The sequence below is a fragment of the Bacillus cereus group sp. RP43 genome (assembly GCF_040459645.1).
GTDB lineage: Bacteria > Bacillota > Bacilli > Bacillales > Bacillaceae_G > Bacillus_A > Bacillus_A mycoides_C.
Genome location: NZ_JARVHQ010000001.1, coordinates 3,166,367 through 3,189,912, shown reverse-complemented (window position 1 = coordinate 3,189,912; position 23,546 = coordinate 3,166,367). Strand labels below are relative to the sequence as shown.

Genomic DNA, 23,546 nt, shown 5'->3' with positions numbered 1-23,546 from the left:
ATTAGATTTCACTCTAGTTATAGGAGATCATGATCTGATAGCAATAGGAGAAGTTGAACTAGGTTCATCTGGCTCTAGGATGCAATTAGATGCTGAGACAGACGGTTACTTTGGAGAAGCATTTGGACTTGAAGGATTTATTAAAGTTGAAAAAACAAAGGAGTTGAGATGGATCCAATTAAAATGGGGAAATATATTACATATGTTGCAGTCGCGATACTTCTTATATTTTCTATGTTATTGCCATATAGCCTATCTAAAAAGATTGCTCTTATTATTTTTGTTTTAATTTTAGGAGCCATTTCCTTGGGAGTGAATAAAGTGGTAGGACGAATATATAACAAATTTAAACAAAAATAAAGTTTGAAAAAGGGTGGGGATAATCCAATAATAATTAGGATAAGAAACGGGATTATACGTTAGAGATGGTTATGGAATAGGTGGTACCATTAAATTTGAGGATTAAGAGAGGGGCATATTAATGTGCAACCATTTAAGGCTGGAAAATATATTACATATGTCGCAATTGCTATATTTCTTGTAGTCGCTATTATGTCTCCTTATGAATTACCTAAAAAGATTGGATTTATTATAGGTGTTCTTATTTTAGGAGCATGTGCACTTGGTACTAATAAACTTTACGAACGGATGTATAGTAAAATTAATAATAAATAAGACTAATAAAATAGGTGGGGATTATCACAATAATTTTTCCCATGAAGAGCGATTTCAGGAAGAGTAGCCTGCACAGGTTGCTCTTTTTTGTGTACAAATAATCTAGGAAAAGAGTACTAGGAATTGCTTCCGTCTCGTTATCAGCTATCTGTGCATTTAATAGTATTGATTAAAATTGATTCTCTTGAGGAGGGGGAGTTTTCGGATTTTTAAGAGTATAAAAAATATTATTCTGTAAAATTAATTTTCTGTGGTAAAATATTCTATATAAATATTTAAAGGGGAATGGCTATGGGGGATATAAAAGTTACTCCTGAACAGTTGAGAAAAGTGGCAGGGACTATTAGATCAACTATCACGAATGCAACTGCAACACAGGAGCGACTAAAGCGAGATATTGATATGATTTCTAGTAATTGGTTGGGCTCAACCTATATGAAATTTAATACGGATTTCCGTGATTCATCATTTAAAATGGCACAATTTATAACCATATTAGAGCCGCTTGAGAAGTTTCTACTTGCAACCGCAAAAAAATTTGAAGAAACTGATAATATGGAGGTTGCTAGTTTTGTGGGTTCATTGTATCTACAAGACCGCGTAAACGGTCAAACTGAGTTTTTTATAGGTTCAGCTGAATGGAAAGAAGATGGCCGCCTTGGTGGGAAAGCAGAGGGGGATTTAGTAACAGGGAAGTTTGATATTTCGGAAAACACTAAATTCATGTTTAAGGCAGGACATGGTGAGATTGATGTAAATGCTCCTTATTCCTTTGATACCATAAAGGAAGACTTGTTTACAGGCAACATTATTGGAGGAAAAGCAGGTGTTACAGGTCTAGAGAATACCATTACAACTAGTGCTATATTCGATCAGGAGATGAAGGCAACGCAAAAATTCCTAGATGGTTCTGTAGCTTTTGGAATTGAGGATTACACCTTAAAAGATGATGCAGAGTTAACGGTTCAAAAATATGAATTATCAACAAAAATTGATATCCCAGACTTTATCCCAATAATAGGTGAATATGATTTTGAAGTACGTGGAGAATTAGGATTAGGAACATTTGGTTATAAGCTTCATGTTGGCCAAGAAACTGGTGCGTATGTTGGTGGAGGAAAAGTTGGTGGTGGTTTGTTTGGTAAATTTGTTAAGGAAGGACAAGAGTAATTATGTTTAAACAAGCAAGAGTTATAAAAATTTTTGGGTTTTCAGCTTTACTTATATTTAGTTTATTTGCTCCTTATGGGTGGGGAAAAAAATTAGCGTTAATTGCTTTTATAATATTGCTAGCTCTTTTGTCTTTTGGTACAACGAACTTATTAGAATACATAACTAATAAATTTAAAAAAAATAGAGATAAGTAGTTTACTTAAACAAGGAAGAATTCAATTATTGTAAGTATGCTCTGTGTATTATGATAGGGGATACCTATGGTCACAAATACAGAGGAATTATTTGTGATTTTGAGGGTACTTTAACTTGTAGATTTTAATAATATTTGAGTGGTTTTTATAACAATAAAAAGGAGAACATATATGAAACTTTTACCAATCGGAACAGTAGTAAAACTAGAAGAGGTAGAACCGATTATTATGATCATTGGAAGAATGGTTGTATCAGCAGATAAACGTGATTTTGATTATGTGGGCGTTCCTTACCCAGTGGGCTATCTAGGTGATGAAAAAGTACTGTGTTTTAATCATGATAAGATTGTAGAGGAAATGCATAGAGGGTATATGACTGAGAGTGAATTAGTTCTACGTGAGAAATTAGTCGAATTGTAGATTAGTTTAAAAATACATATAGATTTTAAAAACACGATAGGGGAAACAAAATGGGAAAGATAATGAGAACCATTGTAATCATTGGCATACTTGTTCCTTCAGTGCTGCTCTGGAGTGCATCTGATATTCTACTAAATGATAAGTTGCTGTTCACAGGCTTACAACTAACTGTTGGATTCATAGCAGTGGTAGCGTTAGAGATTATATTTAGAAATCGAAAAAAGAATAGGGCAAAATAGAAATAAATTGTATGGAAAATCTGTTGAAAGTATGTAACATGTATTACTAATAGTTTTACTTGGGAGGTGGCCTATTGGGTGCCTCTTTTAACGTTATCCCCATGGTTATAGAGGATTCATTTTTTATTTGACAAAGAAAAAATGAGCAATCACGCATGTTTAAACAAGGGCGTATTTTAATGTGTATTTTTACCGCAGTGTTATTTTTTTCTTCCTTCTTCTTTCCGCAGCCAATGAGAAAAAGGGTTTTAACAGCTATTGTTGCTCTAATTATTGGTGGAGTAGGTATTGGAATTTCCCATTTATTAGAAAATTTCAGTAGCAAGTCAAAAAATATATCTAAATAAGAACAGAGAATAGTGATAAAGCGTTCCTAATTGGTTCAATTGTAAAAGATAAAAGATTTAAATTGATCTATTATGTTATAGAAACTAACAGGCGTTAACAAGTAAATTCGTAGTATATCATATAGTAAGGGCAAGCGGAGTACATGTGAATAGATATTAGTATACGCAGAAGAGGCTACTTATAATAGGCAGCCTCTTCTGCTTGTGTTATGCATTATTATCGATACATCGTCCACATGCCAATATCTTTAAAACCTAATCGTTTATAAATTCGTCCAGCAGCTGGGTTGTTATAAAATAAGCAAAGCGTTCTGCCTTCATTTGTGAAGTCTTGAATCATTTTCTGTAATATGAGCGAAGCATAGCCATTCCCGCGATGATTCGGGTGTGTACAGACTCCAACAACCATAGCTGATAATGAATTTTCAGCAGAGGTAGAAGCGGAAGCAATGATTGCACCGTCTTTTTCAATATAGTATGTACGTCCTGTATTTGTTTCGATAGCTTGCCTTAAAATTTTTTCTGATTCATTAGCGGTTGGGAATTCAGCGATGTTACTTCGTAAATGCATAATTCGCTCTATATCATCTAGCGAGGCAAGTTTAATTGTTTCATGAATTGGTGTGCTAGGTAAGTTATTGTCATCAAGACATTCGCAAAAATACATTTCATTTCTGGTACCTAGTTGTATACTTGGAGCAGTTTCGAATCTTTCTACAATAGTTGACTTGCCAGAGAGTTTAAGCGGCTTATATACGGAAAGAAGTGCCTCATAGTCAGAGGTAACAAAATCTTCTTTACTGTACGGTATAAATGCATCATGGAAGCGGAGTAAAATTGATTTTAATGTTCCGTTCTCATTGAATGTTCCCCATAATTCTTGAAAAGCTGTATCATAACCGAAAGCTTCAATATCTCCAATAATAAATAAATTCATTGCTGCTTCTTCTTTTAGAAAAGAAAGTACTTGTTCATGATTATTTTGAGTTAATTTTTTGAGCATAGTAAACCGACCTCTTTTTATTTTTTCTAAATATTATAACTTTTTATTTTTGAAATCAATATGAAATTTTATGTTTAGTTCACAAAGTTTCGGAAAAACTAGGAAAGATATGACAAAGGAGGTTATGAACGGTGGATCATCCAATTCAAGGATTAATGAAAGCAGCAATGGAAAATTTGAAGGAAATGGTCGATGTAAATACGATTGTTGGGGAGCCTGTTCAAACGGCTGACGGTGGTGTAGTGTTAACAGTTTCTAAAGTAGCGTTCGGTTTTGGAGCAGGAGGTTCTGATTTCCAGACGAATGATGGACAAAGAACGAACGGTAACCCTGCATTTGGTGGCGGTAGTGCGGGTGGTGTGTCAATTACACCAGTAGCATTTCTAGTCGTGAATAAAGACGGGGTAAATATTCTTCATTTACAAAATGCGACACATTTAGCAGAAAAAATAATTGAATTAGCTCCACAAACAATTGATAAAATTCAATCGATGTTCCAAACAGATGAAAAGAAAGAGGGAAATCATCACCCTCAAAACCCAGATGAAATCCTTTAAAAATGCCTGCTCATAAGCAGGCGTTTTTTCTTGTAATCAGTATGTAATAAAACACATGAAATTGTAAATAGTTTTTGAAGTTTTTTCTATGTTTCTAAAATTTTTCATGTTAAAATATGCTATAGAATTGAAACATACAAAACGAAGGTGGCTAGGTGCTTTGTCTGGAGGATCTGACCAAGTAAACAATATGATATATATTAATGGTAATCGTCGGGGTCATTGTTTTATTACATCTGGAATTACGTTTAAAGAGTTTGCAAGTAACATCCCTTCACCGCTTCATCAAGTATTGCTTTTAAAGCATAATTTTGAGTGGACAGATTTTCATTATCATACTTTATTTGAATATGTTGAGGAAGAAAACATACATAAACTCATTCAAGCAGAGATTGATGAATTTGATGAATTTTGTTGGGTAGATTTCGATGATGCAAGCGATTTAGATGAGTTAGAGCCAAAAGAAATTGCAGAATTATTATATTTGGCTCACAAAAAAGAACCACTTGGAAGAACGTTCTTCCCGTTGTTGAAGAATAGATTCGTTTATTTTTCACATGATGACGGTTGGTACAACAAAGTGTATTACCGTAGAATCGGTGATTTTGTAGGAATGCTAAGTAAAGTAATTCCATATAAACTCGGTTCGTTTGGAAAGAAACGTTTTACTTTCTTCCAAAAATCAAAAATTTTCCCAGCAATTTCAAAGGAAGTTATCCTTGGGCTTATTCCTTTAATGGAAGATGGGTTATACATTGATTTAGCGGGGAAAATTGAGTCAAGAAGAGGTCTTGAAATTCCGGTATATGTAGTAGGGTCATTCGAAAGTACGGATGAGGTACTAGATAATATCGATGAATTGAAAGCGGAAGCAACAGAAACGGGTTGGCTCATTTTTGATAAGAAAGAACAAGAGTGGCAATGGGTTGTAGACTAAGAAAACTTGGCGCATAAAGTCAAGTTTTCTTGTCTTTTGAAAGGAGAACAAATGAAGAAATATTATACAATTGTGGGTATTGTAAGTATTATTCTCGTGGCGATATTACTTATAACTTGTCCGAAAGAATCAGATTTTAAATTGTATTTAGAGGATAAGTATGCATTGAAATGTGACGAGAGTAGCTTTGAATGCACACAAAATGTAGATGAAAAAAAAGAGAAATTACAGTTTGAAAGTACAGATGCACGAAATGGTGTATTCTTTATGACTGTAAAGCAAACGTTTAAAACAGAAGCTGGTGTTACGAAAGAATATAGCGGAGTAGGGATGTTTGGTACATTTCTTTTTGTTTCAGAAAAGACTTTCTAGTAATAGAAGGTCTTTTTTTTATGCTTATGTTCATATAGATGAAGTAAGACAAGCATAGGAGGGATAGTGATGAAGAATACATGCATCGTTTGCGGTGGTGAGGAGTTTTTTTCCTCAACGTTGTACGCTCGTACGAAACAAGATTGGGCATATGCGCCAAACATGTATCGATTTGAAAAAGTGTTTATTGAACATAGGGATGAAGAGAATTATCCGGTCTTTCAAGAAATTATAGCAAAGCATTGTTGTGGATGCGGTCATATTATGTTGTATCATGAATGAACACACCAAGTATAACTTGGTGTGTTTTTTTAAAACGCTGACAAAGCAAGCGGATAAAGTAAAGTAAATAAAACAGAAAAACTACCAAAACCAATTGCTGTATATCCAAGTGTTCTTGCTCCGAAATTAACAGCTAATAAACCAACTAAAATCGCAAGAGAACCAAGTGTAACTGGATAAAAAGCAATTGAGAATAACGAAAGAAATAATGCGACATAGCCTATCATTGCCCCGGTATTTGTACCTTCTATTTCATTTGCAATTTCTTTGCGCTCATGTCTAATTGGAATGCCAGCTGGAGATATTTCAGCTGCATACTCTTCATTTTTTTCACCACTTTTAAAATGATGATTTCTCTTTCTTCGCATGTACATCCCTCTCTTTCAATTGGGTGTATCTATAGTATCTTTCATAAGAAAAAGAACATGAGTATGAGTTAAACCCAAGTAAAGCAAAAATTGGAGAAAATAGATGCCGTTGTTACCCTGTGCATCTCCTTATGAAGATAAAGTGAAACTTTAATCAGTGGGGGTTTTGTCCATCCCCCACTGATTATTAGCCCTCACCAATCGGGCTTTAACGGGCAGTTATCTCCCACCTAACTTCCTCGCATTCGCCGAATTCTACTGCCCGTTAATGCGGGATAAACAGGAATTTTGGAAAATGATGTAGAATGAAATGAATGATAATAACTGAAGGTAGGGGAATGTATGGCGAAGTTTAATTGGCATGAATCGGCAGAGAAAAAATGGGATAACAATGCAGAGTTTTGGAATCAAAATAGTCAAGAAATGTGGGATAGCGGGAGCAGGAGTACAATCATTCCATTTTTTGAACAGTACGTGGAAAAGGAAGTACAAGTGTTAGATGTTGGCTGTGGTGATGGGTATGGTACATATAAATTAAGTCTTACTGGGTACAAAGCGGTTGGGGTGGACTTATCGGAAGTTATGATTCAAAAGGGTAAGGAACGCGGAGAAGGCCTAAACTTATCTTTTATAAAAGGTGATCTTTCTTCATTGCCATTTGAAAATGAGCAATTTGAAGCAATTATGGCAATTAATTCTTTAGAATGGACCGAGGAGCCATTGCGAGCATTAAATGAAATAAAGCGTGTTTTAAAGAAAGATGGATACGCGTGTATTGCAATTTTAGGACCGACAGCAAAACCGAGAGAGAACAGTTATCCTCGCCTATACGGCAAAGATGTTGTTTGCAATACGATGATGCCTTGGGAATTTGAACAGTTAGCGAAAGAACAAGGTTTTGAAGTTGTAGATGGAACCGGTGTATATAAGCGCGGAGTAAATGAGAAGATGTTAGGTCAACTACCTACAGAGTTACAACAAGCATTAACATTTTTATGGGTATTTATGTTAAAAAACGTATAACGAAATCAAAGAATTTTTAGGAGGTAAATAAGTGCAGAAAATACAAAAAACTGATACAATATCATCAGAACCAATTAAAGGGGGACTAGGGTATATGACAACTACTACAACAGTTAAATCTGATATTGAAATCGCACAAGAAGCAAGTATGAAAAAAATTCAAGAAATTGCAGCTGATTTAAATATTTTAGAAGATGAATTAGAGCCATACGGGCATTATAAAGGTAAGTTATCTCTTGATATTTTTAAGCGTTTACAAGATGAGAAAGACGGTAAAGTTGTTTTAGTAACAGCAATTAACCCAACTCCAGCTGGAGAAGGTAAATCAACAGTAACAGTTGGTTTAGGTCAAGCTTTTAATAAAATTGGTAAGAAAACAGTAATTGCACTTCGCGAACCATCTCTTGGACCAACGATGGGACTAAAAGGCGGAGCAGCAGGTGGCGGTTTTTCACAAGTCGTACCAATGGAAGACATTAACCTTCACTTTACTGGAGATATTCATGCGATTACAACTGCCAACAACGCATTAGCGGCGTTTATTGATAATCATATCCAACAAGGAAACGTACTTGGAATTGATACGCGTAAAATCGTTTGGAAACGCTGTGTTGACTTAAATGATCGTGCCCTTCGTAACGTAGTAATTGGCCTTGGTGGACCAGTTCAAGGTGTACCACGTGAAGATGGTTTTGATATTACTGTAGCATCTGAAATTATGGCCGTATTCTGCCTTGCAACAGATATTCAAGATTTAAAAGCACGTTTATCTCGCATCGTAGTTGCTTATAACTTTGCAAATCAACCTGTAACGGTTAAAGATTTAGGTGTAGAAGGTGCGTTAACATTATTATTAAAAGACGCATTAAAACCGAACTTAGTACAAACGTTAGAAAATACACCAGCTATCATTCATGGCGGACCATTTGCGAACATCGCTCACGGCTGTAACAGTGTTATCGCTACAACAATGGCAGCAAAATTAGGTGATTATGTTATTACAGAAGCTGGATTTGGTGCAGATTTAGGCGCAGAGAAGTTTTTAGATATTAAAGCTCGTGCAGCTGGCATTAAACCAGAAGCAGTTGTTATTGTTGCGACTATTCGTGCGCTTAAAATGCATGGCGGCGTAGCAAAAGATCAATTAAAAGAAGAAAATGTAGATGCATTAGCAAAAGGTATGGAAAACTTACAGAAACATGTGGAAACAATTCAAAGCTTCGGTGTGCCTTTCGTAATTGCAATTAATAAATTCATTACAGATACAGATGCAGAAGTTACATACTTACAAGAATGGTGCAATGAGCGTGGCTATGCAGTATCCTTAACAGAGGTTTGGGAGAAAGGTGGCCAAGGTGGTGTAGACCTTGCTGAGAAAGTGTTAAAAGAAATTGAAAAAGGTGAAAACAACTACGCACCACTTTATGAATTAGAATTACCATTAGAAGAAAAAATTCGTACAATTGCTCAAAAAGTGTATGGCGCAAAAGATATTGAGTTTGCACCGAAAGCACGTAAACAATTAGCTCAATTTGAAGGAGAAGGATGGAGTAACCTACCAATATGTATGGCGAAAACACAGTATTCTCTTTCTGACGATGCAACAAAATTAGGTCGCCCATCTGACTTTATTGTTACAATTCGTGAATTGAAACCATCTATCGGCGCAGGGTTTATCGTTGCATTAACAGGAACAATGTTAACAATGCCTGGTCTTCCTAAACAGCCAGCTGCGCTTCAAATGGATGTAAATGAAGATGGAAAAGCAGTAGGTTTATTCTAAAAGGTTGTAATTCATCTCGTTTATCTGTAAACTATATATACATCAAGTGGCGCCTTTCCATAGAAAGGCGCCTGTTTTTTGGAGGAAATTATGTTTGATCCAACTGCTTTTGAAAATTTAAAAGTAATCGTAGAAGGAGCTGTCTATGATTTCGATTTACACGGTGATATTCTTGTGACAGATCGAAAAGATGTGATGGATCTTGCTTCATTAAGCCGTATGTATAGTATCTCATTTCAACTAACAGAAACATTTAAAACAATGGTAGAAGCGATATTTTCACTATCTGTTGATGCGAAGAATTTATCAGGTGAAATATTGGAAGTACCTCAGTTTATACCAGGTTGTGAAATGAAGTTAGCGTTCTCGTTCGAAATGGAACAGCCAGAGATAGGATGCCAAGAAATTGAAGCTTTATTGCAATCTATTTGGGGAAAAGAGCGAATGATTACACAGAAAATTTCATACGAATATAATAAGCAAGCGATTTCATATCATAATAAGGTAGAGGTTCTATTTCAAAAAGCGATTACAGAAGACCATGTTGATGATTTAATAGCTGTTATTTCACACATGATAGAAACGGTGCGAACAATACAACATTTTCTTCAAAAATAGAGATAAAGGAGAAAAACAAATGATAAAAGATATGCAACCATTTTTACAACAAGCTTGGGAAAAGGCTGGTTTTAAAGAGTTTACTGAAATTCAAAAACAAGCGATTCCAACTATTTTAGAAGGACAAGACGTTATAGCTGAATCTCCAACTGGAACAGGAAAAACATTAGCGTACTTATTACCCCTTTTACATAAAATTAATCCTGAAGTTAAACAGCCTCAAGTTGTAATTTTAGCTCCAACTCGTGAACTTGTAATGCAAATTCATGAAGAAGTTCAAAAGTTTACAGCGGGAACTGATATTTCTGGTGCGTCTTTAATTGGTGGTGCAGACATTAAGCGCCAAGTAGAAAAATTAAAGAAACACCCGAGAGTAATTGTTGGTTCACCAGGACGTATTTTAGAATTGATTCGTATGAAAAAGTTAAAGATGCATGAAGTGAAAACGATTGTATTTGATGAGTTTGATCAAATTGTAAAACAAAAGATGATGGGTGCTGTACTTGATGTAATTAAATCAACGATGCGCGATCGTCAATTAGTATTTTTCTCGGCGACAATAACGAAAGCGGCAGAAGACGCGGCACGTGATTTGACAGTTGAACCACAATTAGTACGTGTAACACGTTCAGAGACACAGAGCCTAGTTGAACACACGTATATCGTTTGTGAGCGTCGTGAAAAAAATGATTATATAAGAAGAATTATGCATATGGGAAATGTAAAAGCAGTTGCCTTCTTAAATGACCCATTCCGTTTAGATGAAATTACTCGGAAATTGCAATTCCGTAAAATGAAAGCAGCAGCTCTTCACGCAGAAGCGAACAAACAAGAACGTGAAGCAACGATGCGTGCATTCCGCAGCGGGAAATTAGAAATTTTACTTGCTACTGATATTGCAGCACGTGGATTAGATATCGATGATTTAACACACGTAATCCACTTAGAGTTACCAGATACAGTAGACCAATATATTCACCGCTCAGGCCGTACTGGACGTATGGGTAAAGAAGGAACAGTTGTTTCTCTTGTAACAGAACAAGAAGAGCGTAAATTACTTCAATTTGCAAAAAAATTAGGTATTGTGTTTACGAAACAAGAAATGTTCAACGGATCATTTGTAGAAACGAAACCGAAAGCACCAAAGAAAAAGAAACCAGCATTTACTGGGAAGAAAAAGCCTAGATAAATAAATGGAAAGACGTAACTATACGTAGTTACGTCTTTTTTGTTTGTAATTGAATAATAAAGGGAGTTTTATTAACGCTACTATAAGAAATATCGATAAAGGTGAAGTATTTCTCATTTAGTCTGTACAAGGAAATAATATAAAAAAGCCGAATATAAAACTGATATGAAATAATAAAAAGAAGGTACATGTATGGATAGGAAATTAGGAATGTTTTTAAATACGAAACATATTGAAGTAAACGAAGGGATACAAAAGGCGAGGGAATGGGATTTAAAATATATTCAATTATATGCTATGAATAAGAACTTCAACTTAGCTAATATTTCAAAGGTAGAATGGATTACTTTAAAGGAAAGTTTATCTCTTAATGGAATGAAAGTTCCATCATTAGCAATTAATTTTGGAGAAAATGGAATTGTAGGAACGGAAATTGACAGTGCAATAGATCAGTTTAAATATACTACTGACAAGGGGTTAGAACTCGGAGCAAGGATAATAACAGCTCATATTGGGAAAATTCCAGATGATGAAAAAAGTGAGTACTATAATAAAATGGAACGGGTTTGTGATGAGATAGGAAATTTAGCATTTAAATTTGGGGGAGTCTTCGCAATTGAGACGGGATCTGAAAAAGCGATAGTGTTAAAAAGATTTTTAGAAAATATAAACGCAAAAGGATTAGCTGTTAACTTTGACCCAGCAAATATAATAAGTGATGTAAATGAAAATCTGATAGAGAGTCTATTTCTCTTAAAAGAGTATATAGTACAAACACACATTAAAGATTGTAAAGAAGTAAAAAGAAATGGTTCAAGTAAGTATATAGAAGTCGCAGCAGGAAATGGTGAAGTGGATTTTGATACATTCTTCAAGGCATTAGACGAAATTGGATTCGACGGGTATAACATGATTGAAAGAAATGATTATTTTGACCAACTTGACGGAATGAGCCAGTCAATCAATTTCGTAAAGAAATACATATAAATTAAAAAGGAATAATAATAGCACCTGTAGAAAGCTACTTAGAATATAAAAACCATTAGGGGGAAAATAAATGATTCATAAAGTTGGACAAATTATGTTGTATGTAAATAATCAAGATGAGGCAGTAAATTTTTGGACCGAAAAAGTAGGGTTTCATGTAATCGCAGAGGAAGATAACAATCAAGGAATGAGATGGATTGAAATTGCTCCAACTAATGATGCTGAGACGAGGATCATATTACATAATAAAGAGGTTATCTCCAAAATGAGCCCAGAATTGAATCTTGCTACACCATCTTTAATGTTCTTCTCAGAAAATCTTGATCAATTATATACAGATTTAACAAATAAAAATGTTACAGTTGGTGAAATGGTAACTATGCCTACTGGTAAAGTGTTTAACTTTGCTGATAGTGAAGGGAATTACTTTGCGGTTATGGAAAAGAAAAAATAATTATATAGTTATGTAAAAATCCCCCTTGTATATAATGAGGGGGATTAAATATTTGAAGTGAATTTTTTATTAGAGAGTTGTTCTATATAAAATGTTCCTTTTTCAATAGCAGTCTCAATATAACCAACGATTTGATCAAATGAAAACACTTGTAAGTTTTCGTGCAAGTGTTGCTCAGGATATAGCATATCTTCAAAAATATATTGCCGAAAAGCTAAAACATTCTCTCTAGAAATTTCCTCGATATTCACAATGTTAGCCTCTTGATTAAGTAGGGCGAAGAGCTGTTGTTCTTTATCGTAATGATGCAACAATTGTGCGTTCAATAATTTAAAATCGTTATAGTACATAGGTGCGATAGTTTCGTCGTTCTCAATTCTGTTTTTTAGCCAAGGTAGAAAAAATCCACTTAACCAGTTATCATCGGCAATGAGGTGGGTATAATAACCTAAAATATAAGAGGAATCCATATGATCTTCATATTTATGAATAAATGAATCATAATCTATTCTTCTCGTATAGTTCTTCGTTGTACCAGCGTAAAAATGTGAAGTTCCTTTTTCTTCTTTTGAATGAACAGCATCAGGAGCTACACCTCCAAGTAAGAAAGAAGTTTTATCTTGAATGGATAATTTCTCAGCAATCCCGTTAGCGATAATAACATGCATAATTCGCGATCCCATATATAGCCCCCTTTTTTAAGTATTCATTTTAGGGAGCTGACTGAACGTTTAGTATGACTTTCCCTGTACTTTGTCTACTTTCGACCCATTCATGTGCTTTCCCTGCATCTTGCAGAGGAAAAGATTTCGTAGCTTTAATTTGTAAACTTCCATCACGCAAATAACGGAAAACTTCATTTGCAGTTTCTTGGAGTGATTCAGGACGTTTTTTTCGTGTAGTGGCGAAGCTGAATCCGAGTATAGAACGGCAACTTGCGTGTAATTCTTTTGTTTGAAAGTTACCAGTTTCACCGCTTGCATTACCGAAATGAACGAGGCGACCGTAATAAGCAAGGCATTTTAAACTTCTTTCAGAGACAGTTCCAGAAATAGAGTCTAAAATTACATCAACTCCTTCTCCGTTTGTTAGCTCATTGATTTTCTCTACGAAATCTTCATCTTCATGACAAATAACATAATCAGCTCCTGCATCAAAAGCGATTTTTCTTTTCGCTTCACTTCCAACAGTACCGATAATTTTTCCAGCTCTTAATAGTTTAGCAAGTTGAATCGCTGTAGTACCAATTCCTCCAGCAGCTGCATGAATTAGAACAGATTCACCTTGTTGAAGCCTTGCAACATTTGCAAGTAAATTATAGCTTGTAAAAGATACGATAGGGCAAGCGGCTGCAGTTTGGAAATCAACTTCATTAGGTAATATGAAAGTAAGGTTTTCGTTTGCGACAACGTGTTCTGCGTAAGAGCCATTTAGAGGAAAAGCAATAACACGCTGGCCAGGATAAATGTTTTTTACATGAGAACCTACGTGTTCTACAATACCAGCTGCATCTATCCCTGGAATAAAAGGTAAGGCTTTGTTTCCTTTTTTGCCATAACGTGATTTAATATCGGCGAAATTAACACTAGTAGCAACAACACGAATTAAAACTTGGTGATCTGAAATTGTAGGAATATCCATGTCCGTATATTTCAACACTTCAGGACCACCAAATGAAGTTACAACGATAGCTTTCATATACACCCTCCTAAATTTGACTATATATATCATTTTAAATCTTCATTAGGAATTGGAAAATTATATAATTGTTATGCAAGGTTATAAGTGAAGCTTATGAACTTATTGCATCATTATATTAATTTATATAAAAATTTTTTTGAAAAAATCGAACGAAATATCATTTACTTGCCAATATATAGTGTAGAACAAAGGAGGGATGATACATGAAGGATGAAACAGTGTATATAGATTTAATTCAATCAAATTTATCGGGCAATAAAGAAGCGTATAGCGAATTGTATGATAAAACGATTCAAGAAGTATATAAGACAGCACATTTTTTAATAGAGGATAAAACAGACGTAGATGATGTCGTTCAGGAAATATATATACAGCTATATGAATCACTTCGTAAATACGATAGCGAGAAGCCATTTCGTCCTTGGCTAATCGGACTTGCGATTAAACAAATTCATTCTTATAGAAGAAAGAGGTGGATGCGACTACGAATTGTAAAAAAAGCAGAAGAGCAAAGAAAACTAGTGCAAATTGATTTTTCTAACGATGTTGTAAGTAAAATATCAAATCAAAAACTAATCGAACTTATTCATAAATTACCGTATAAATTGAAACAAGTTATTATTTTAAGATACTTACACGATTACTCACAAGAAGAAGTAGCACAAATATTACATATTCCAATCGGTACTGTGAAATCTAGAATTCATTCGGCATTAAAGAAACTACGTCAAAAAGAGCAAGTAGAGGAAATCTTTTTAGGAGAGGTAGGGAATGTGAAATGAGTTTAGATTGTAGAGTTAGAGAATCTATACAAGAGGAAGCGAAGGGGATTGTAGCCCCGCCGGAGTTAAAAGAAAAAGTAATCGTTCAAATAAAAATGAAGCGCGGGGGAAGTAAAAGGAAGAGACGCCTTATCGCAGGAGTGCTTGCAGCAGCATTTTTAATCCCTACGACCGGTTTTGCTTATCAATCTATTATGGCAGATGGTATATACGGATCTTTTGAGAATTTAAAAAAACATGCTGGAACGATGACATTAGAGGCGTACATGCGTTTTAGTGCAAAGTTATCAGAAGCGAAAGATGAAATGGGTGCAAAGGAATATGAAGAGTTTACAAAAGAACTAAAGAAATTAACAAATGCAAAGCTTGAGTATGGAGATTCAAACGGTAATATTGATTATGATCAATTAACACCAGCAAAAAGAGAAGAAATGAAAAAGGTAAGTATGGGCCTTCAACCATACTTTGATAAGTTAAATGGTCATAAATCTAGTAAAGAAGTATTAACACAAGAAGAGTTTGATCGCTATGTGGAAGCTTTAATGACATATGAAATAGTACAAGTAAAAACAAAATCAACTGGTGGAATGAAAGTAGAAGAAGTACCTGAGGCATACAAAGAAAGATTTATTAAAGCGGAGCAGTTTATGGAGTATGTAGATGAAAAGGTACGATAAGTAGAAAAGCTCATAGCTATAGCTTTGAGCTTTCTTTATTGAAACGTAAATGTATTAACCACCTATTCCTTTTGCTATCAAAAGGAAATATACAACTACCAATATTACTCCATTTAGTGCAGTACCAACTATTCCGAATAACCAATTCTTTGATGCTATCGCAAAAATAATGCCAAGTAATGAAAAGATACTTAGAATCACAATAATTAACGTTAAATTCGCATTAGGTCCTCTTAAAATAAAGAAAGAACATACACTTGCGATAAACATTAGAAACGAGAACCCCAAAAGTTTATACATAATAATTCTCCCTTGGTTGAAATATATTTTGGTCTAGTGCACGATTCTCTTTAGTTTAACATAAATTCCTTATTTTATATTGAATATATGAACAATGAAAAACGAGTATAAAATCTACATGATTTTATACTCGTTTTGCTAATATTTAAATTTCCTTACGGCATGTATAGCGCCCTTTACAAGTAATAGCGCACATATAAATAAACCGCCGTAACCAACGACGCTTAAAATTAGGTCATCAATTATATTTTTTCATTTTCGCATTGTCCTTTTGAATAAAACAATCTAATAGTGAATAACCCGCAACTAGGCTAATTATAGTAACGAAAGTTGTGTTCACGAGAATAATATTAGCTAAATAAGGTAGGTATTCGCCAAGAGGTGAGAAGAGTAGTGCCGGGGAAAAGGAAATTAATATTGTAGGAACTGTAATAGCAATAAATTTATCCGGCTGAAAGCCCCAATTTTGTTTACTCGTTTCGCGATTAATAGATTGAAGGAATCGTAATAAAATGCCGACTACAAGAGGAAAGAATGTATAGTAGAATAGCCTTGGATAAATGTTAAAGTTCACCTGCGCGTCTGTATCTAAATAAAATTGAATTTTCACTCCGACAAATAATAATAAGACGATAAATAATGTAAAGCAGAGGTATAGCATCACTTTTTGCATTCCATTCCACCATCCTTTACTAAAAATATATTCAAAAAAAAAAGAGATATACAATAACTACTGTTATATATCTCTTCTTTTACTGTTAGTTGATAGTGGATCTGGATTTCTCTTGCTTCGTGAAATAATCAATAATGCCCATTGCGCTAATTTCTATATCTAGATGTAAAATGTTATAAACGGAATGATCGGATGGGACGTTTAATTTTGTAAGGTGAGAAGAGATGTTATCCATTAATACAGTTTGTAAAGCCTTAGTCGCTTCATCGAAGTCATTATACTGTTCAAAGACCTCTTTACCAGTATGAACGAAAATAGGTAACCAATGTTCCAGCTGGTTATATACTTCTGTAACATTGGATGAAGCGCCGTAATGGCCGAAATAAATAGTGTCTACATTCATACTTTGAATGTGATTTTTAGAAGCAATCATTGCATCTGGCTGAAATTGTGAAGGAGACGTTGACGGTAGATATAACTCTACAACAAGATCTGCAAGTTCTCTATAATAAATTCCAATTGTATCGCCAGTAAAAATGCCGTTTGTTAATGAATCGTGAATGCTAATATGGTGCTTCGCATGCCCCGGTGTATCATAAAATGTAAGGGTGCGATCTTCTGCAATTTTTAACGTATCACCGTTTTGGACAATATGAACACGTTCTGCTTCTATAGGAAGAATTGGATCAAAAAGTTTATCGAAATCTTCTTTGTACACAGCTTTTGCGCCTACAATGAGTTTTGTTGGATCAATCATATGACGAGCACCACGAGAATGCACATATAAAGTAGCATTTGGGCACTTTGCCATCATTAAACCAGCTGCCCCAGCATGATCTAAATGGACATGTGTAACGATAATGTTTTTTACATCGTTTAAGTCAATATGTAATTGTTGTAAGCCGTCTAAAATATACGGAAGAGAAGGGGCTGCACAAGTTTCAATTAAAGTAATATCATCACCTAATAAAACATATGTACCTGTTCGTTCATTATGTTGTAAATCGAAATCATCAATAAGATATAGGTGAGAAGATAATTGCTCTACTTTTTTCATATTTACCACTCCTTATATACTGCATGTTTCTATTATACGCTAAAAAAGAAAAAAGGCAGAAAACGAAAGCTCGTCTTCTGCCTTTTTGTAATGTTGTTATTTCGTTTGTTCTTTATTGATAGACATAACGAACAATCCGACAATACCACCAACGATTGGAAGCATAATCTCTCCTGCTAAATTAAAGTAGGAGCTTAAAAACAAACCATTCACATCGATTATCCAACCAGTAACATACAATAACATCATATATAGTACGAAATAAAACTCGCGATTTGAAATCGTTTCACGTTGTGCAGTTTTCATAATGAACACCATCCTTTTCTTTTATAATGGAATATAAACTGTCACATTTTGTTCACAATTTAATTGTAAAACTTTCCATCATAAAAGTCTAGTAGATTGTGTCGAATTTTTAAACATAAATAAAGCGCTATTATTTCAGCGTGTAAATACGTAATAAGAGCCGTATATTCACGAATGTAGTATAGTATAAACATAGAATGATAGTGTAGAGAGGGGAAGGAACAATGACAATTTATGATTTTTCAGCTAAAACAATTACAGGTGAAGAAAAATCGTTAAAAGATTACGAAGGAAAAGCAATTCTTATTGTAAATGTAGCTAGTAAATGCGGGTTTACACCGCAATATAAAGGATTACAAGAAGTATATGATAAATATAAAGATCAAGGACTAGAAATACTCGGTTTCCCTTGTAATCAATTCGGGGGACAAGAACCAGGAATAGAAGCGGACATTACAAGTTTTTGTGAATTGAATTACGGTGTAAACTTCCAGATGTTTGCAAAGATTGATGTGAAAGGTGACAAGGCTCATCCTCTGTATACATACATGACAGAACAAGCTCCAGGTTTACTCGGTGTGAAAGCAGTGAAATGGAACTTTACTAAATTTCTAATTGGAAGAGATGGGAAAGTAGTAGGGCGTTTTGCACCGCAAACGAAGCCAGTGGATTTAGAGGTTGAGATTGAGAAGGTACTTGGAGAATAACTAGGAGTTTCACTTTATTAAAAACGCCTCAAAGAACAATGCAGTTCTTTGAGGTGTTTTCTTTAAACTCACATTATCAAGATTAAATCACTCCATCGAAGTCATTTGATTTAGGCAGAGAAGCTGCTTTTTTCATAAGCACTTCCCATAAGTGTACGGATTTCTTCCATTCGGCTGCGGTCTGTCCCTTTTGATACATAGCGTTCTCATAACTGAAAGTAAGTTGTTGCATATCGGCCGAGTTATAAAGTGTATCGATATGGAGAGCGTATTCTCGGAATGTTTGACTTTCCCCCCGTGGTATGCCGATCCTCGCAAATTGTTTTAAAAGTGCACCGTAAGCCTTTTGATAAACAGCATCATCTTTTCGGTATTTATAGAAAAGAATAATAAAAAATGTAATCCATTTCATTCTAGTGGTGAAGAGAATGTATCCTATGATACTAATCGGTATCGTAGAGAGGAATACGTACCACCAAGAAACCCCATTTTTAGAATTTGTAATCTTTTTAGTAGAGGCTTCTTCTGTATTTTCTATTAAACTTTTGAGCTTTGCTTCATTGTTCCGTTGGTGTATTTGCCCGATATTAGAATTATTTTCTTCACTATTTTGTGAAGTAGAAGCAGGAGTATTATTTGTAAAATTATAGGGATTGGTAAATCCTTTTGTTGGTTCGAATGGAATCCATCCGTATCCTGGGAAATATACTTCGACCCAAGAGTGTGCGTTATTGTTCGCGATTTTATAAACATTCTCACCTTCTGTACTAGCAAGTGTATTCTCCAGAGTTCCTTCTGTAAAGCCTTTTACCCAGCGAGCAGGAATCCCGGCAGAACGAAGTAACACGATCATAGAAGTCGAAAAATTATTACAGTATCCGCTTTTTGTATCGAAAAGGAATTGATCTACATAATCTTGGTTTTTGGCAGGAAATAAGACATTCATTGTTTCGTATACAAAAGAGTTGTCTGTGAAGTAATTTTCAATAGCTAATACTTTATCATATCGGTTGCCTTTATCATTTGTAAGATTAACAGCCAAGTCTTTTACTCGCTGCGGTAATGATTCGGGAAGTTGTGTGTACTTTGTCATGAAATAAGGACTTGTTTCATGACCTTCACTCGTTTTTACAGATTTCAAATTTTCTATGGAAAACTCCGGAATCTCATAGGTTACTTTATACGAATTTAAAGTAGTAGAAGAGTCTCCGCGCATCGTATAGATTTTTTCTGAAAATGGGTCAACGCTGTATGATACATCAGAAGAAGCCTCAACTGATACTAATCCTGCTGGATAGGTAAGGTGAGGATAACTTTTTTGCATGGTGATTGTTGCCTCAGTTATCTCCGTTTTTGTATTTTGTTCGTACCAGCTCACGACGTCGTTTTTATTTTTAAAAGAAACTTTTTTTCGATCTTCAGAAACATCCCAACCTTTTCCTGTATAAAAATCTTTTGTTTCTACTCTCCAATATTGTTTGTTTTGCGTTTGTGCTGTAAAAACAATTGTATTATCCGGCTTAAAAGGACCGCCTAATTGCGAGTCATCTAGACCATATCCAATTTTAGAAACTTCTTGTTCTTTACTTGCTTCAGATGTGTTGAATTTTAAAAAATCCATTGGGTTTGGCCATTGAGGGCCAAATTTTGGAGCAAAGTATGCGATGGTTGTTGACAATACAATAAATATTGTAAGAGGTCTAAGTAATTTTGAGATTTCTCTAGCATAATTTTGTAAGTGTTCCATCTCTTTTATTCGTTCTATTCGAAGAAGACTAAGTATAAAAAAGCCGATGACAACAGTACGAATAATAGCGTAGTTTGCATTGTATAAATGTAAGTTATGAAAAGTTGTGATATAAATAATAGTCAATACAAGAAATAACAACCCACGTTTTTTATGAATCATCCAAAAAGAGATGAAAGAACTCAAAAACCAAAATGATAAAAAAAATAAAAGTGTTGGAAAAACTGGAGAAATATCTAGCAAATTCCCTTGGAAAAACAGGGAGGAATTTCGAGAAATATCAGAAAAAAATTGCGTTAGCCAAGATGGATTTATAAAAGCATTTTTATAATACAGGAAATGAATGATGAATAAGATTGTGACGATTTTTATAGGAATCTGCCATCTTGTTTGAAAAAAAGAGAAAGTGAAGCAAATTCCTATAAATATTACAAAAATATCTAATCTACCTACGTTTGTAATACCTATAAGGGGTCTTAGCCATTCTAGTAAAAGTAGAAATGCGCATGCATGTATGAAAAAACTGTTCATATCCAATTGTTTTTTTTTTTGTAATGTTATCATTTGCTCACCTCAAAAAACACGTTTGCATACCGGTTTTCATAAACCGCGTTTACAAATATTTTTCGTTTTTGTAGAGTTTCTAGTATACTTAGTTCTCGATGTGAGAGTTGATTCGCTTTTTCTTTCACGACAAACACCATTAATTTTCTATTTTTTATAGCAGCACAGTCAGCCGCCTTTTGAATATCAGGAGAAATATCGCTTGTCACGAGTATAATCGTTACGGGCTGATACATTTTTCTTAATTCTATTTCTACACTCTGGGAGAGCGGGAATACACTGTCTGCTTGTACTTTCGCTAAATGACAAAAGATTTGTTGCAACTGAGTATCTCCATTGTCTAATGGGAAAATAGTTCGTTCTTTTCCGACAGAAACGAATGACGCTGGTGAATTTTGCTTCAAGACAGCCCTTACAATAGAGGCAGTAAATGTTACGACTGATTCGAATAGAGGGGACTCAGTTCTGTCCATGAATATCATGATATTATGGCTACGCTGTTGTTCAAACTCTTTCGTCATAATATTGTTTGTTCGTGCAGTTGCTTTCCAATCAATCCATGAAAAGCGGTCACCAGGTTTATAGTCTCTGACGCCGACAGAGACTGTAGAGTCTTTTGCTGAATTTATATTTGCTGAAAGCGCCCCTTGTTCGAAATGATTTTCCAATTGTCGATACGCTATATCTACATACTGGGGATAGACTAAAAATGTATCTGAAACTGAAAAAGTTACTTCTTTCTCTATCATACCGAATAGATCGCCAGTTTTGACACGTACGCTTGAAAAAGTGTGCTCTCCTCTAGGGATTGTATCAATAACATATTGAAACGAAATATTTCGTTTCAATCCTGGAAAGAGTATGACCTTATTCATCTTTGCTTGTCTACAACTTGTAAATGGTGGTGGTAGTTCATCTTCTATAACTAAATAAAGTAAGGGAAAAGGAAATTTTCTTTTTATTGTAATCGTGCTTACAAATTGTTCTCCTGCTGCATATTTGTTTTGGTTTGTTATTCGTTTTACTTCAGCGTCCCGTAAAGCGTAGAAGGGGAGTAGTAGTGAATAAAGGCCAATAGGAATCGTACTGTAAAACAAAAACCAACTTACAAATCCTCCTTGAAGCATAGCATACACAAATGTTAAGACTACGCATAAAGGGATTAGCGATAACTTCGTAACGTGATATAGTGCTCGTAGTAGTTGCTTCATCAAAGGTTCTTCGTCCTTTGAGTCGGCACTGTAGTTCGTGCAACGATTTTGGCGATAACTTGTTCTCCTGTTATTCCTTCAAATCTTGCTTCCATTTTTAGAATGAGTCTGTGAGCTAAAACGTAAGGAGCTAAAAATTTAACATCGTCTGGAATAACATAATTTCTGCCATGGATGAATGCATAAGCTTGTGAAGCTTTCATTAAAGCAATTGAGCCACGTGGACTTGCACCTAGCTGTATAGAACTATAAGAACGAGTCTGATTAACAAGCTTTACAATGTAATGCTTGATTGCTTTGTCCATACTTACTTCCCGTACGCTTTGTTGTAAATAAAGTAATTCTTCTATTGTAGTAATAGCTTGTAAATGGGAGAGTGGATTTGTTTTTTCCATCCGGTTTAAAATTTCAAATTCTTCTTCTGGTGTAGGATATCCCATTCTTAACTTCAACAAAAAACGATCGAGCTGAGCTTCTGGTAAAGGGTATGTTCCCTCATATTCGACCGGATTTTGTGTAGCCATTACAAAGAAAGGTTTTGGTAACGGTCTTGTAATGCCATCTATTGTGATAGTGCCTTCTTCCATACTTTCAAGTAAGGAAGATTGTGTCTTTGGAGATGTACGATTAATTTCATCAGCAAGTACAAAATTCCCCATAATTGGTCCAGGCTTGAATTCAAATTGGAGCTCTTTTGGATTGTAAATAGAAACACCTGTTACATCTGACGGCAGTAAATCAGGTGTGAATTGAATTCGCTTGTAATCAGCATCAATTGATTTAGAAAGAGCACGTACTAGCATTGTTTTCCCGACACCGGGAACATCTTCTAATAGTACATGACCTTCAGCTAAGAGAGCTGTCAAGGCTAAAATCGTTTCTTTTCGTTTTCCGACCATTAATTTTTCAATATTGTTGATTATTTTTTCTACAATGGGATGTAATGAATCAAGCTGGGGCATCGTAATCCTCCTAATTTTATTATCGTTTTCTAATTCATTTATTGGAAAAAAATTCATGTTAAAGAGAATGGGTTCCTTCATTTTATTGCAGTATGATAGTAATCTAAGAGGTAATTAGTAATGGTTATATAAGTTCATATTGAGAACTCATATTAGTAGGAAGAAACTTATAAGTTGAAAATTAGCGGACATATACATTTATAATGTCTATGTTTTTAAAGGGAATCCCACTTGTAAT

The 23,546-nt window shown here is 34.7% G+C and carries 31 protein-coding genes; 20 read left to right on the top strand and 11 right to left on the bottom strand.

The genetic code is table 11. From position 1 onward, the window contains the following. Positions 1-168 precede the first annotated feature (168 nt). From QCI75_RS16640 to QCI75_RS16610, 7 genes are all read left to right on the top strand, one after another. Positions 169-360: a hypothetical protein gene (locus QCI75_RS16640; RefSeq protein ID WP_063217708.1), complete on the top strand. Its 192-nt coding sequence runs from the start codon at positions 169-171 to the stop codon at positions 358-360. A gap of 123 nt (positions 361-483) precedes the next feature. Beyond that, on the top strand, positions 484-675 hold the full coding sequence (locus QCI75_RS16635; protein WP_063217707.1) for a hypothetical protein: 192 nt from the start codon (positions 484-486) through the stop codon (positions 673-675). Positions 676-966: 291 nt separating this feature from the next. Further along, entirely contained in the window at positions 967-1,845 is an 879-nt protein-coding gene (locus QCI75_RS16630; protein ID WP_078184776.1) for a WXG100 family type VII secretion target, read from the top strand. Between the two features lie 2 nt (positions 1,846-1,847). Then, positions 1,848-2,042, top strand: a complete 195-nt coding sequence (locus tag QCI75_RS16625; protein ID WP_077316981.1) for a hypothetical protein — start codon at positions 1,848-1,850, stop codon at positions 2,040-2,042. Positions 2,043-2,213: 171 nt separating this feature from the next. Then, positions 2,214-2,462 carry a DUF4176 domain-containing protein gene (locus tag QCI75_RS16620; protein ID WP_078184777.1) on the top strand — a complete coding sequence of 83 codons (249 nt, stop codon included), beginning with the start codon at positions 2,214-2,216 and terminating at the stop codon, positions 2,460-2,462. A 50-nt stretch (positions 2,463-2,512) separates the two neighbouring features. After that, entirely contained in the window at positions 2,513-2,701 is a 189-nt protein-coding gene (locus tag QCI75_RS16615; protein WP_353760853.1) for a hypothetical protein, read from the top strand. Positions 2,702-2,856: 155 nt separating this feature from the next. Beyond that, positions 2,857-3,048, top strand: a complete 192-nt coding sequence (locus QCI75_RS16610) for a hypothetical protein (RefSeq protein ID WP_353760852.1) — start codon at positions 2,857-2,859, stop codon at positions 3,046-3,048. Positions 3,049-3,265: 217 nt separating this feature from the next. Here QCI75_RS16610 and QCI75_RS16605 read toward each other — a convergent pair whose 3' ends face one another. Next, positions 3,266-4,051: a GNAT family N-acetyltransferase gene (locus QCI75_RS16605; RefSeq protein ID WP_144504236.1), complete on the bottom strand. Its 786-nt coding sequence runs from the start codon at positions 4,049-4,051 to the stop codon at positions 3,266-3,268. 131 nt (positions 4,052-4,182) lie between these two features. Between QCI75_RS16605 and ytfJ the strand changes: the two genes are divergently transcribed. From ytfJ to QCI75_RS16585, 4 genes are all read left to right on the top strand, one after another. Next, positions 4,183-4,608, top strand: coding sequence for a GerW family sporulation protein (gene ytfJ, locus QCI75_RS16600; protein WP_098775927.1), 426 nt, complete (start codon positions 4,183-4,185; stop codon positions 4,606-4,608). 160 nt (positions 4,609-4,768) lie between these two features. After that, on the top strand, positions 4,769-5,545 hold the full coding sequence (locus tag QCI75_RS16595; protein ID WP_002118738.1) for a hypothetical protein: 777 nt from the start codon (positions 4,769-4,771) through the stop codon (positions 5,543-5,545). Between the two features lie 51 nt (positions 5,546-5,596). Continuing rightward, a complete protein-coding gene (locus QCI75_RS16590; protein ID WP_144504234.1) occupies positions 5,597-5,917 on the top strand; it encodes a hypothetical protein in 321 nt (106 codons plus the stop codon). A 69-nt stretch (positions 5,918-5,986) separates the two neighbouring features. Beyond that, a complete protein-coding gene (locus tag QCI75_RS16585) occupies positions 5,987-6,199 on the top strand; it encodes a hypothetical protein (RefSeq protein WP_144504232.1) in 213 nt (70 codons plus the stop codon). Between the two features lie 29 nt (positions 6,200-6,228). On the opposite strand, the gene QCI75_RS16580 is transcribed toward QCI75_RS16585, so the two are convergent. Then, complete coding sequence (locus QCI75_RS16580) at positions 6,229-6,567, bottom strand: hypothetical protein (RefSeq protein WP_001253195.1); 339 nt, start codon at positions 6,565-6,567, stop codon at positions 6,229-6,231. 342 nt (positions 6,568-6,909) lie between these two features. Between QCI75_RS16580 and QCI75_RS16575 the strand changes: the two genes are divergently transcribed. From QCI75_RS16575 to QCI75_RS16550, 6 genes are all read left to right on the top strand, one after another. Continuing rightward, entirely contained in the window at positions 6,910-7,590 is a 681-nt protein-coding gene (locus QCI75_RS16575; protein WP_144504230.1) for a class I SAM-dependent methyltransferase, read from the top strand. A 94-nt stretch (positions 7,591-7,684) separates the two neighbouring features. After that, on the top strand, positions 7,685-9,373 hold the full coding sequence (locus tag QCI75_RS16570; RefSeq protein WP_033712195.1) for a formate--tetrahydrofolate ligase: 1,689 nt from the start codon (positions 7,685-7,687) through the stop codon (positions 9,371-9,373). A gap of 90 nt (positions 9,374-9,463) precedes the next feature. Next, a complete protein-coding gene (locus QCI75_RS16565) occupies positions 9,464-9,991 on the top strand; it encodes a hypothetical protein (RefSeq protein WP_144504228.1) in 528 nt (175 codons plus the stop codon). Between the two features lie 19 nt (positions 9,992-10,010). Next, positions 10,011-11,180, top strand: a complete 1,170-nt coding sequence (locus QCI75_RS16560) for a DEAD/DEAH box helicase (protein ID WP_144504226.1) — start codon at positions 10,011-10,013, stop codon at positions 11,178-11,180. A 192-nt stretch (positions 11,181-11,372) separates the two neighbouring features. After that, on the top strand, positions 11,373-12,167 hold the full coding sequence (locus QCI75_RS16555; RefSeq protein ID WP_144504224.1) for a sugar phosphate isomerase/epimerase family protein: 795 nt from the start codon (positions 11,373-11,375) through the stop codon (positions 12,165-12,167). Between the two features lie 70 nt (positions 12,168-12,237). Continuing rightward, complete coding sequence (locus QCI75_RS16550; protein ID WP_353760851.1) at positions 12,238-12,621, top strand: VOC family protein; 384 nt, start codon at positions 12,238-12,240, stop codon at positions 12,619-12,621. A 44-nt stretch (positions 12,622-12,665) separates the two neighbouring features. Here the strand turns inward: QCI75_RS16550 and QCI75_RS16545 are convergent, their stop codons facing one another. Continuing rightward, positions 12,666-13,304, bottom strand: coding sequence for a zinc dependent phospholipase C family protein (locus tag QCI75_RS16545; protein ID WP_353760850.1), 639 nt, complete (start codon positions 13,302-13,304; stop codon positions 12,666-12,668). Positions 13,305-13,332: 28 nt separating this feature from the next. Beyond that, the gene (locus tag QCI75_RS16540) at positions 13,333-14,319 is read right to left on the bottom strand and encodes a quinone oxidoreductase family protein (RefSeq protein WP_353760849.1); all 987 of its coding nucleotides are present in this window, start codon (positions 14,317-14,319) and stop codon (positions 13,333-13,335) included. Positions 14,320-14,525: 206 nt separating this feature from the next. Here QCI75_RS16540 and QCI75_RS16535 point away from each other — a divergent pair, with 206 nt between their 5' ends. After that, a complete protein-coding gene (locus QCI75_RS16535; protein WP_144504216.1) occupies positions 14,526-15,104 on the top strand; it encodes a sigma-70 family RNA polymerase sigma factor in 579 nt (192 codons plus the stop codon). Continuing rightward, positions 15,101-15,781, top strand: a complete 681-nt coding sequence (locus QCI75_RS16530) for a DUF3600 domain-containing protein (protein ID WP_353760848.1) — start codon at positions 15,101-15,103, stop codon at positions 15,779-15,781. The genes QCI75_RS16535 and QCI75_RS16530 overlap by 4 nt, the downstream gene beginning before the upstream one ends. A 54-nt stretch (positions 15,782-15,835) precedes the next feature. Here the strand turns inward: QCI75_RS16530 and QCI75_RS16525 are convergent, their stop codons facing one another. The 4 genes from QCI75_RS16525 to QCI75_RS16510 all read right to left on the bottom strand — a co-directional run bounded on the left by QCI75_RS16525 (position 15,836) and on the right by QCI75_RS16510 (position 18,117). Next, positions 15,836-16,081, bottom strand: a complete 246-nt coding sequence (locus QCI75_RS16525; protein WP_113770888.1) for a hypothetical protein — start codon at positions 16,079-16,081, stop codon at positions 15,836-15,838. Positions 16,082-16,319: 238 nt separating this feature from the next. Then, the gene (locus tag QCI75_RS16520; protein ID WP_144504211.1) at positions 16,320-16,754 is read right to left on the bottom strand and encodes a hypothetical protein; all 435 of its coding nucleotides are present in this window, start codon (positions 16,752-16,754) and stop codon (positions 16,320-16,322) included. A gap of 85 nt (positions 16,755-16,839) precedes the next feature. After that, positions 16,840-17,811 (bottom strand): MBL fold metallo-hydrolase, encoded by a 972-nt coding sequence (locus tag QCI75_RS16515; RefSeq protein WP_353760847.1) that lies wholly within the window; start codon positions 17,809-17,811, stop codon positions 16,840-16,842. 96 nt (positions 17,812-17,907) lie between these two features. Further along, positions 17,908-18,117: a DUF3925 domain-containing protein gene (locus QCI75_RS16510; RefSeq protein WP_144504207.1), complete on the bottom strand. Its 210-nt coding sequence runs from the start codon at positions 18,115-18,117 to the stop codon at positions 17,908-17,910. A 224-nt stretch (positions 18,118-18,341) separates the two neighbouring features. Between QCI75_RS16510 and bsaA the strand changes: the two genes are divergently transcribed. Further along, positions 18,342-18,824, top strand: a complete 483-nt coding sequence (gene bsaA, locus QCI75_RS16505; RefSeq protein WP_353760846.1) for a glutathione peroxidase — start codon at positions 18,342-18,344, stop codon at positions 18,822-18,824. Positions 18,825-18,906: 82 nt separating this feature from the next. On the opposite strand, the gene QCI75_RS16500 is transcribed toward bsaA, so the two are convergent. Genes QCI75_RS16500 through QCI75_RS16490 form a run of 3 tightly spaced genes read right to left on the bottom strand, consistent with a single transcriptional unit; the run spans position 18,907 to position 23,308 of the window. Continuing rightward, positions 18,907-21,135, bottom strand: coding sequence for a transglutaminase TgpA family protein (locus tag QCI75_RS16500; RefSeq protein ID WP_144504203.1), 2,229 nt, complete (start codon positions 21,133-21,135; stop codon positions 18,907-18,909). Beyond that, a complete protein-coding gene (locus tag QCI75_RS16495) occupies positions 21,132-22,346 on the bottom strand; it encodes a DUF58 domain-containing protein (RefSeq protein ID WP_353761551.1) in 1,215 nt (404 codons plus the stop codon). The genes QCI75_RS16500 and QCI75_RS16495 overlap by 4 nt, the downstream gene beginning before the upstream one ends. Next, positions 22,346-23,308, bottom strand: a complete 963-nt coding sequence (locus QCI75_RS16490) for an AAA family ATPase (protein ID WP_144504201.1) — start codon at positions 23,306-23,308, stop codon at positions 22,346-22,348. Before QCI75_RS16490 ends, QCI75_RS16495 begins: the two co-directional genes overlap by 1 nt. Between the last annotated feature and the right edge of the window lie 238 nt (positions 23,309-23,546).

Bases quoted from the DNA above. Each gene is read 5' to 3' on its own strand.
- QCI75_RS16640 (WP_063217708.1), top strand. From the start codon at position 169: ATGGATCCAATTAAAATGGGGAAATATATTACATATGTTGCAGTCGCG.
- QCI75_RS16630 (WP_078184776.1), top strand. From the start codon at position 967: ATGGGGGATATAAAAGTTACTCCTGAACAGTTGAGAAAAGTGGCAGGG.
- QCI75_RS16625 (WP_077316981.1), top strand. From the start codon at position 1,848: ATGTTTAAACAAGCAAGAGTTATAAAAATTTTTGGGTTTTCAGCTTTA.
- QCI75_RS16620 (WP_078184777.1), top strand. From the start codon at position 2,214: ATGAAACTTTTACCAATCGGAACAGTAGTAAAACTAGAAGAGGTAGAA.
- QCI75_RS16615 (WP_353760853.1), top strand. From the start codon at position 2,513: ATGGGAAAGATAATGAGAACCATTGTAATCATTGGCATACTTGTTCCT.
- QCI75_RS16610 (WP_353760852.1), top strand. From the start codon at position 2,857: ATGTTTAAACAAGGGCGTATTTTAATGTGTATTTTTACCGCAGTGTTA.
- QCI75_RS16605 (WP_144504236.1), bottom strand. From the start codon at position 4,051: ATGCTCAAAAAATTAACTCAAAATAATCATGAACAAGTACTTTCTTTT.
- QCI75_RS16590 (WP_144504234.1), top strand. From the start codon at position 5,597: ATGAAGAAATATTATACAATTGTGGGTATTGTAAGTATTATTCTCGTG.
- QCI75_RS16585 (WP_144504232.1), top strand. From the start codon at position 5,987: ATGAAGAATACATGCATCGTTTGCGGTGGTGAGGAGTTTTTTTCCTCA.
- QCI75_RS16580 (WP_001253195.1), bottom strand. From the start codon at position 6,567: ATGCGAAGAAAGAGAAATCATCATTTTAAAAGTGGTGAAAAAAATGAA.
- QCI75_RS16575 (WP_144504230.1), top strand. From the start codon at position 6,910: ATGGCGAAGTTTAATTGGCATGAATCGGCAGAGAAAAAATGGGATAAC.
- QCI75_RS16570 (WP_033712195.1), top strand. From the start codon at position 7,685: ATGACAACTACTACAACAGTTAAATCTGATATTGAAATCGCACAAGAA.
- QCI75_RS16565 (WP_144504228.1), top strand. From the start codon at position 9,464: ATGTTTGATCCAACTGCTTTTGAAAATTTAAAAGTAATCGTAGAAGGA.
- QCI75_RS16560 (WP_144504226.1), top strand. From the start codon at position 10,011: ATGATAAAAGATATGCAACCATTTTTACAACAAGCTTGGGAAAAGGCT.
- QCI75_RS16555 (WP_144504224.1), top strand. From the start codon at position 11,373: ATGGATAGGAAATTAGGAATGTTTTTAAATACGAAACATATTGAAGTA.
- QCI75_RS16550 (WP_353760851.1), top strand. From the start codon at position 12,238: ATGATTCATAAAGTTGGACAAATTATGTTGTATGTAAATAATCAAGAT.
- QCI75_RS16545 (WP_353760850.1), bottom strand. From the start codon at position 13,304: ATGGGATCGCGAATTATGCATGTTATTATCGCTAACGGGATTGCTGAG.
- QCI75_RS16540 (WP_353760849.1), bottom strand. From the start codon at position 14,319: ATGAAAGCTATCGTTGTAACTTCATTTGGTGGTCCTGAAGTGTTGAAA.
- QCI75_RS16535 (WP_144504216.1), top strand. From the start codon at position 14,526: ATGAAGGATGAAACAGTGTATATAGATTTAATTCAATCAAATTTATCG.
- QCI75_RS16530 (WP_353760848.1), top strand. From the start codon at position 15,101: ATGAGTTTAGATTGTAGAGTTAGAGAATCTATACAAGAGGAAGCGAAG.
- QCI75_RS16525 (WP_113770888.1), bottom strand. From the start codon at position 16,081: ATGTATAAACTTTTGGGGTTCTCGTTTCTAATGTTTATCGCAAGTGTA.
- QCI75_RS16520 (WP_144504211.1), bottom strand. From the start codon at position 16,754: ATGCAAAAAGTGATGCTATACCTCTGCTTTACATTATTTATCGTCTTA.
- QCI75_RS16515 (WP_353760847.1), bottom strand. From the start codon at position 17,811: ATGAAAAAAGTAGAGCAATTATCTTCTCACCTATATCTTATTGATGAT.
- QCI75_RS16510 (WP_144504207.1), bottom strand. From the start codon at position 18,117: ATGAAAACTGCACAACGTGAAACGATTTCAAATCGCGAGTTTTATTTC.
- bsaA (WP_353760846.1), top strand. From the start codon at position 18,342: ATGACAATTTATGATTTTTCAGCTAAAACAATTACAGGTGAAGAAAAA.
- QCI75_RS16500 (WP_144504203.1), bottom strand. From the start codon at position 21,135: ATGATAACATTACAAAAAAAAAAACAATTGGATATGAACAGTTTTTTC.
- QCI75_RS16495 (WP_353761551.1), bottom strand. From the start codon at position 22,346: ATGAAGCAACTACTACGAGCACTATATCACGTTACGAAGTTATCGCTA.
- QCI75_RS16490 (WP_144504201.1), bottom strand. From the start codon at position 23,308: ATGCCCCAGCTTGATTCATTACATCCCATTGTAGAAAAAATAATCAAC.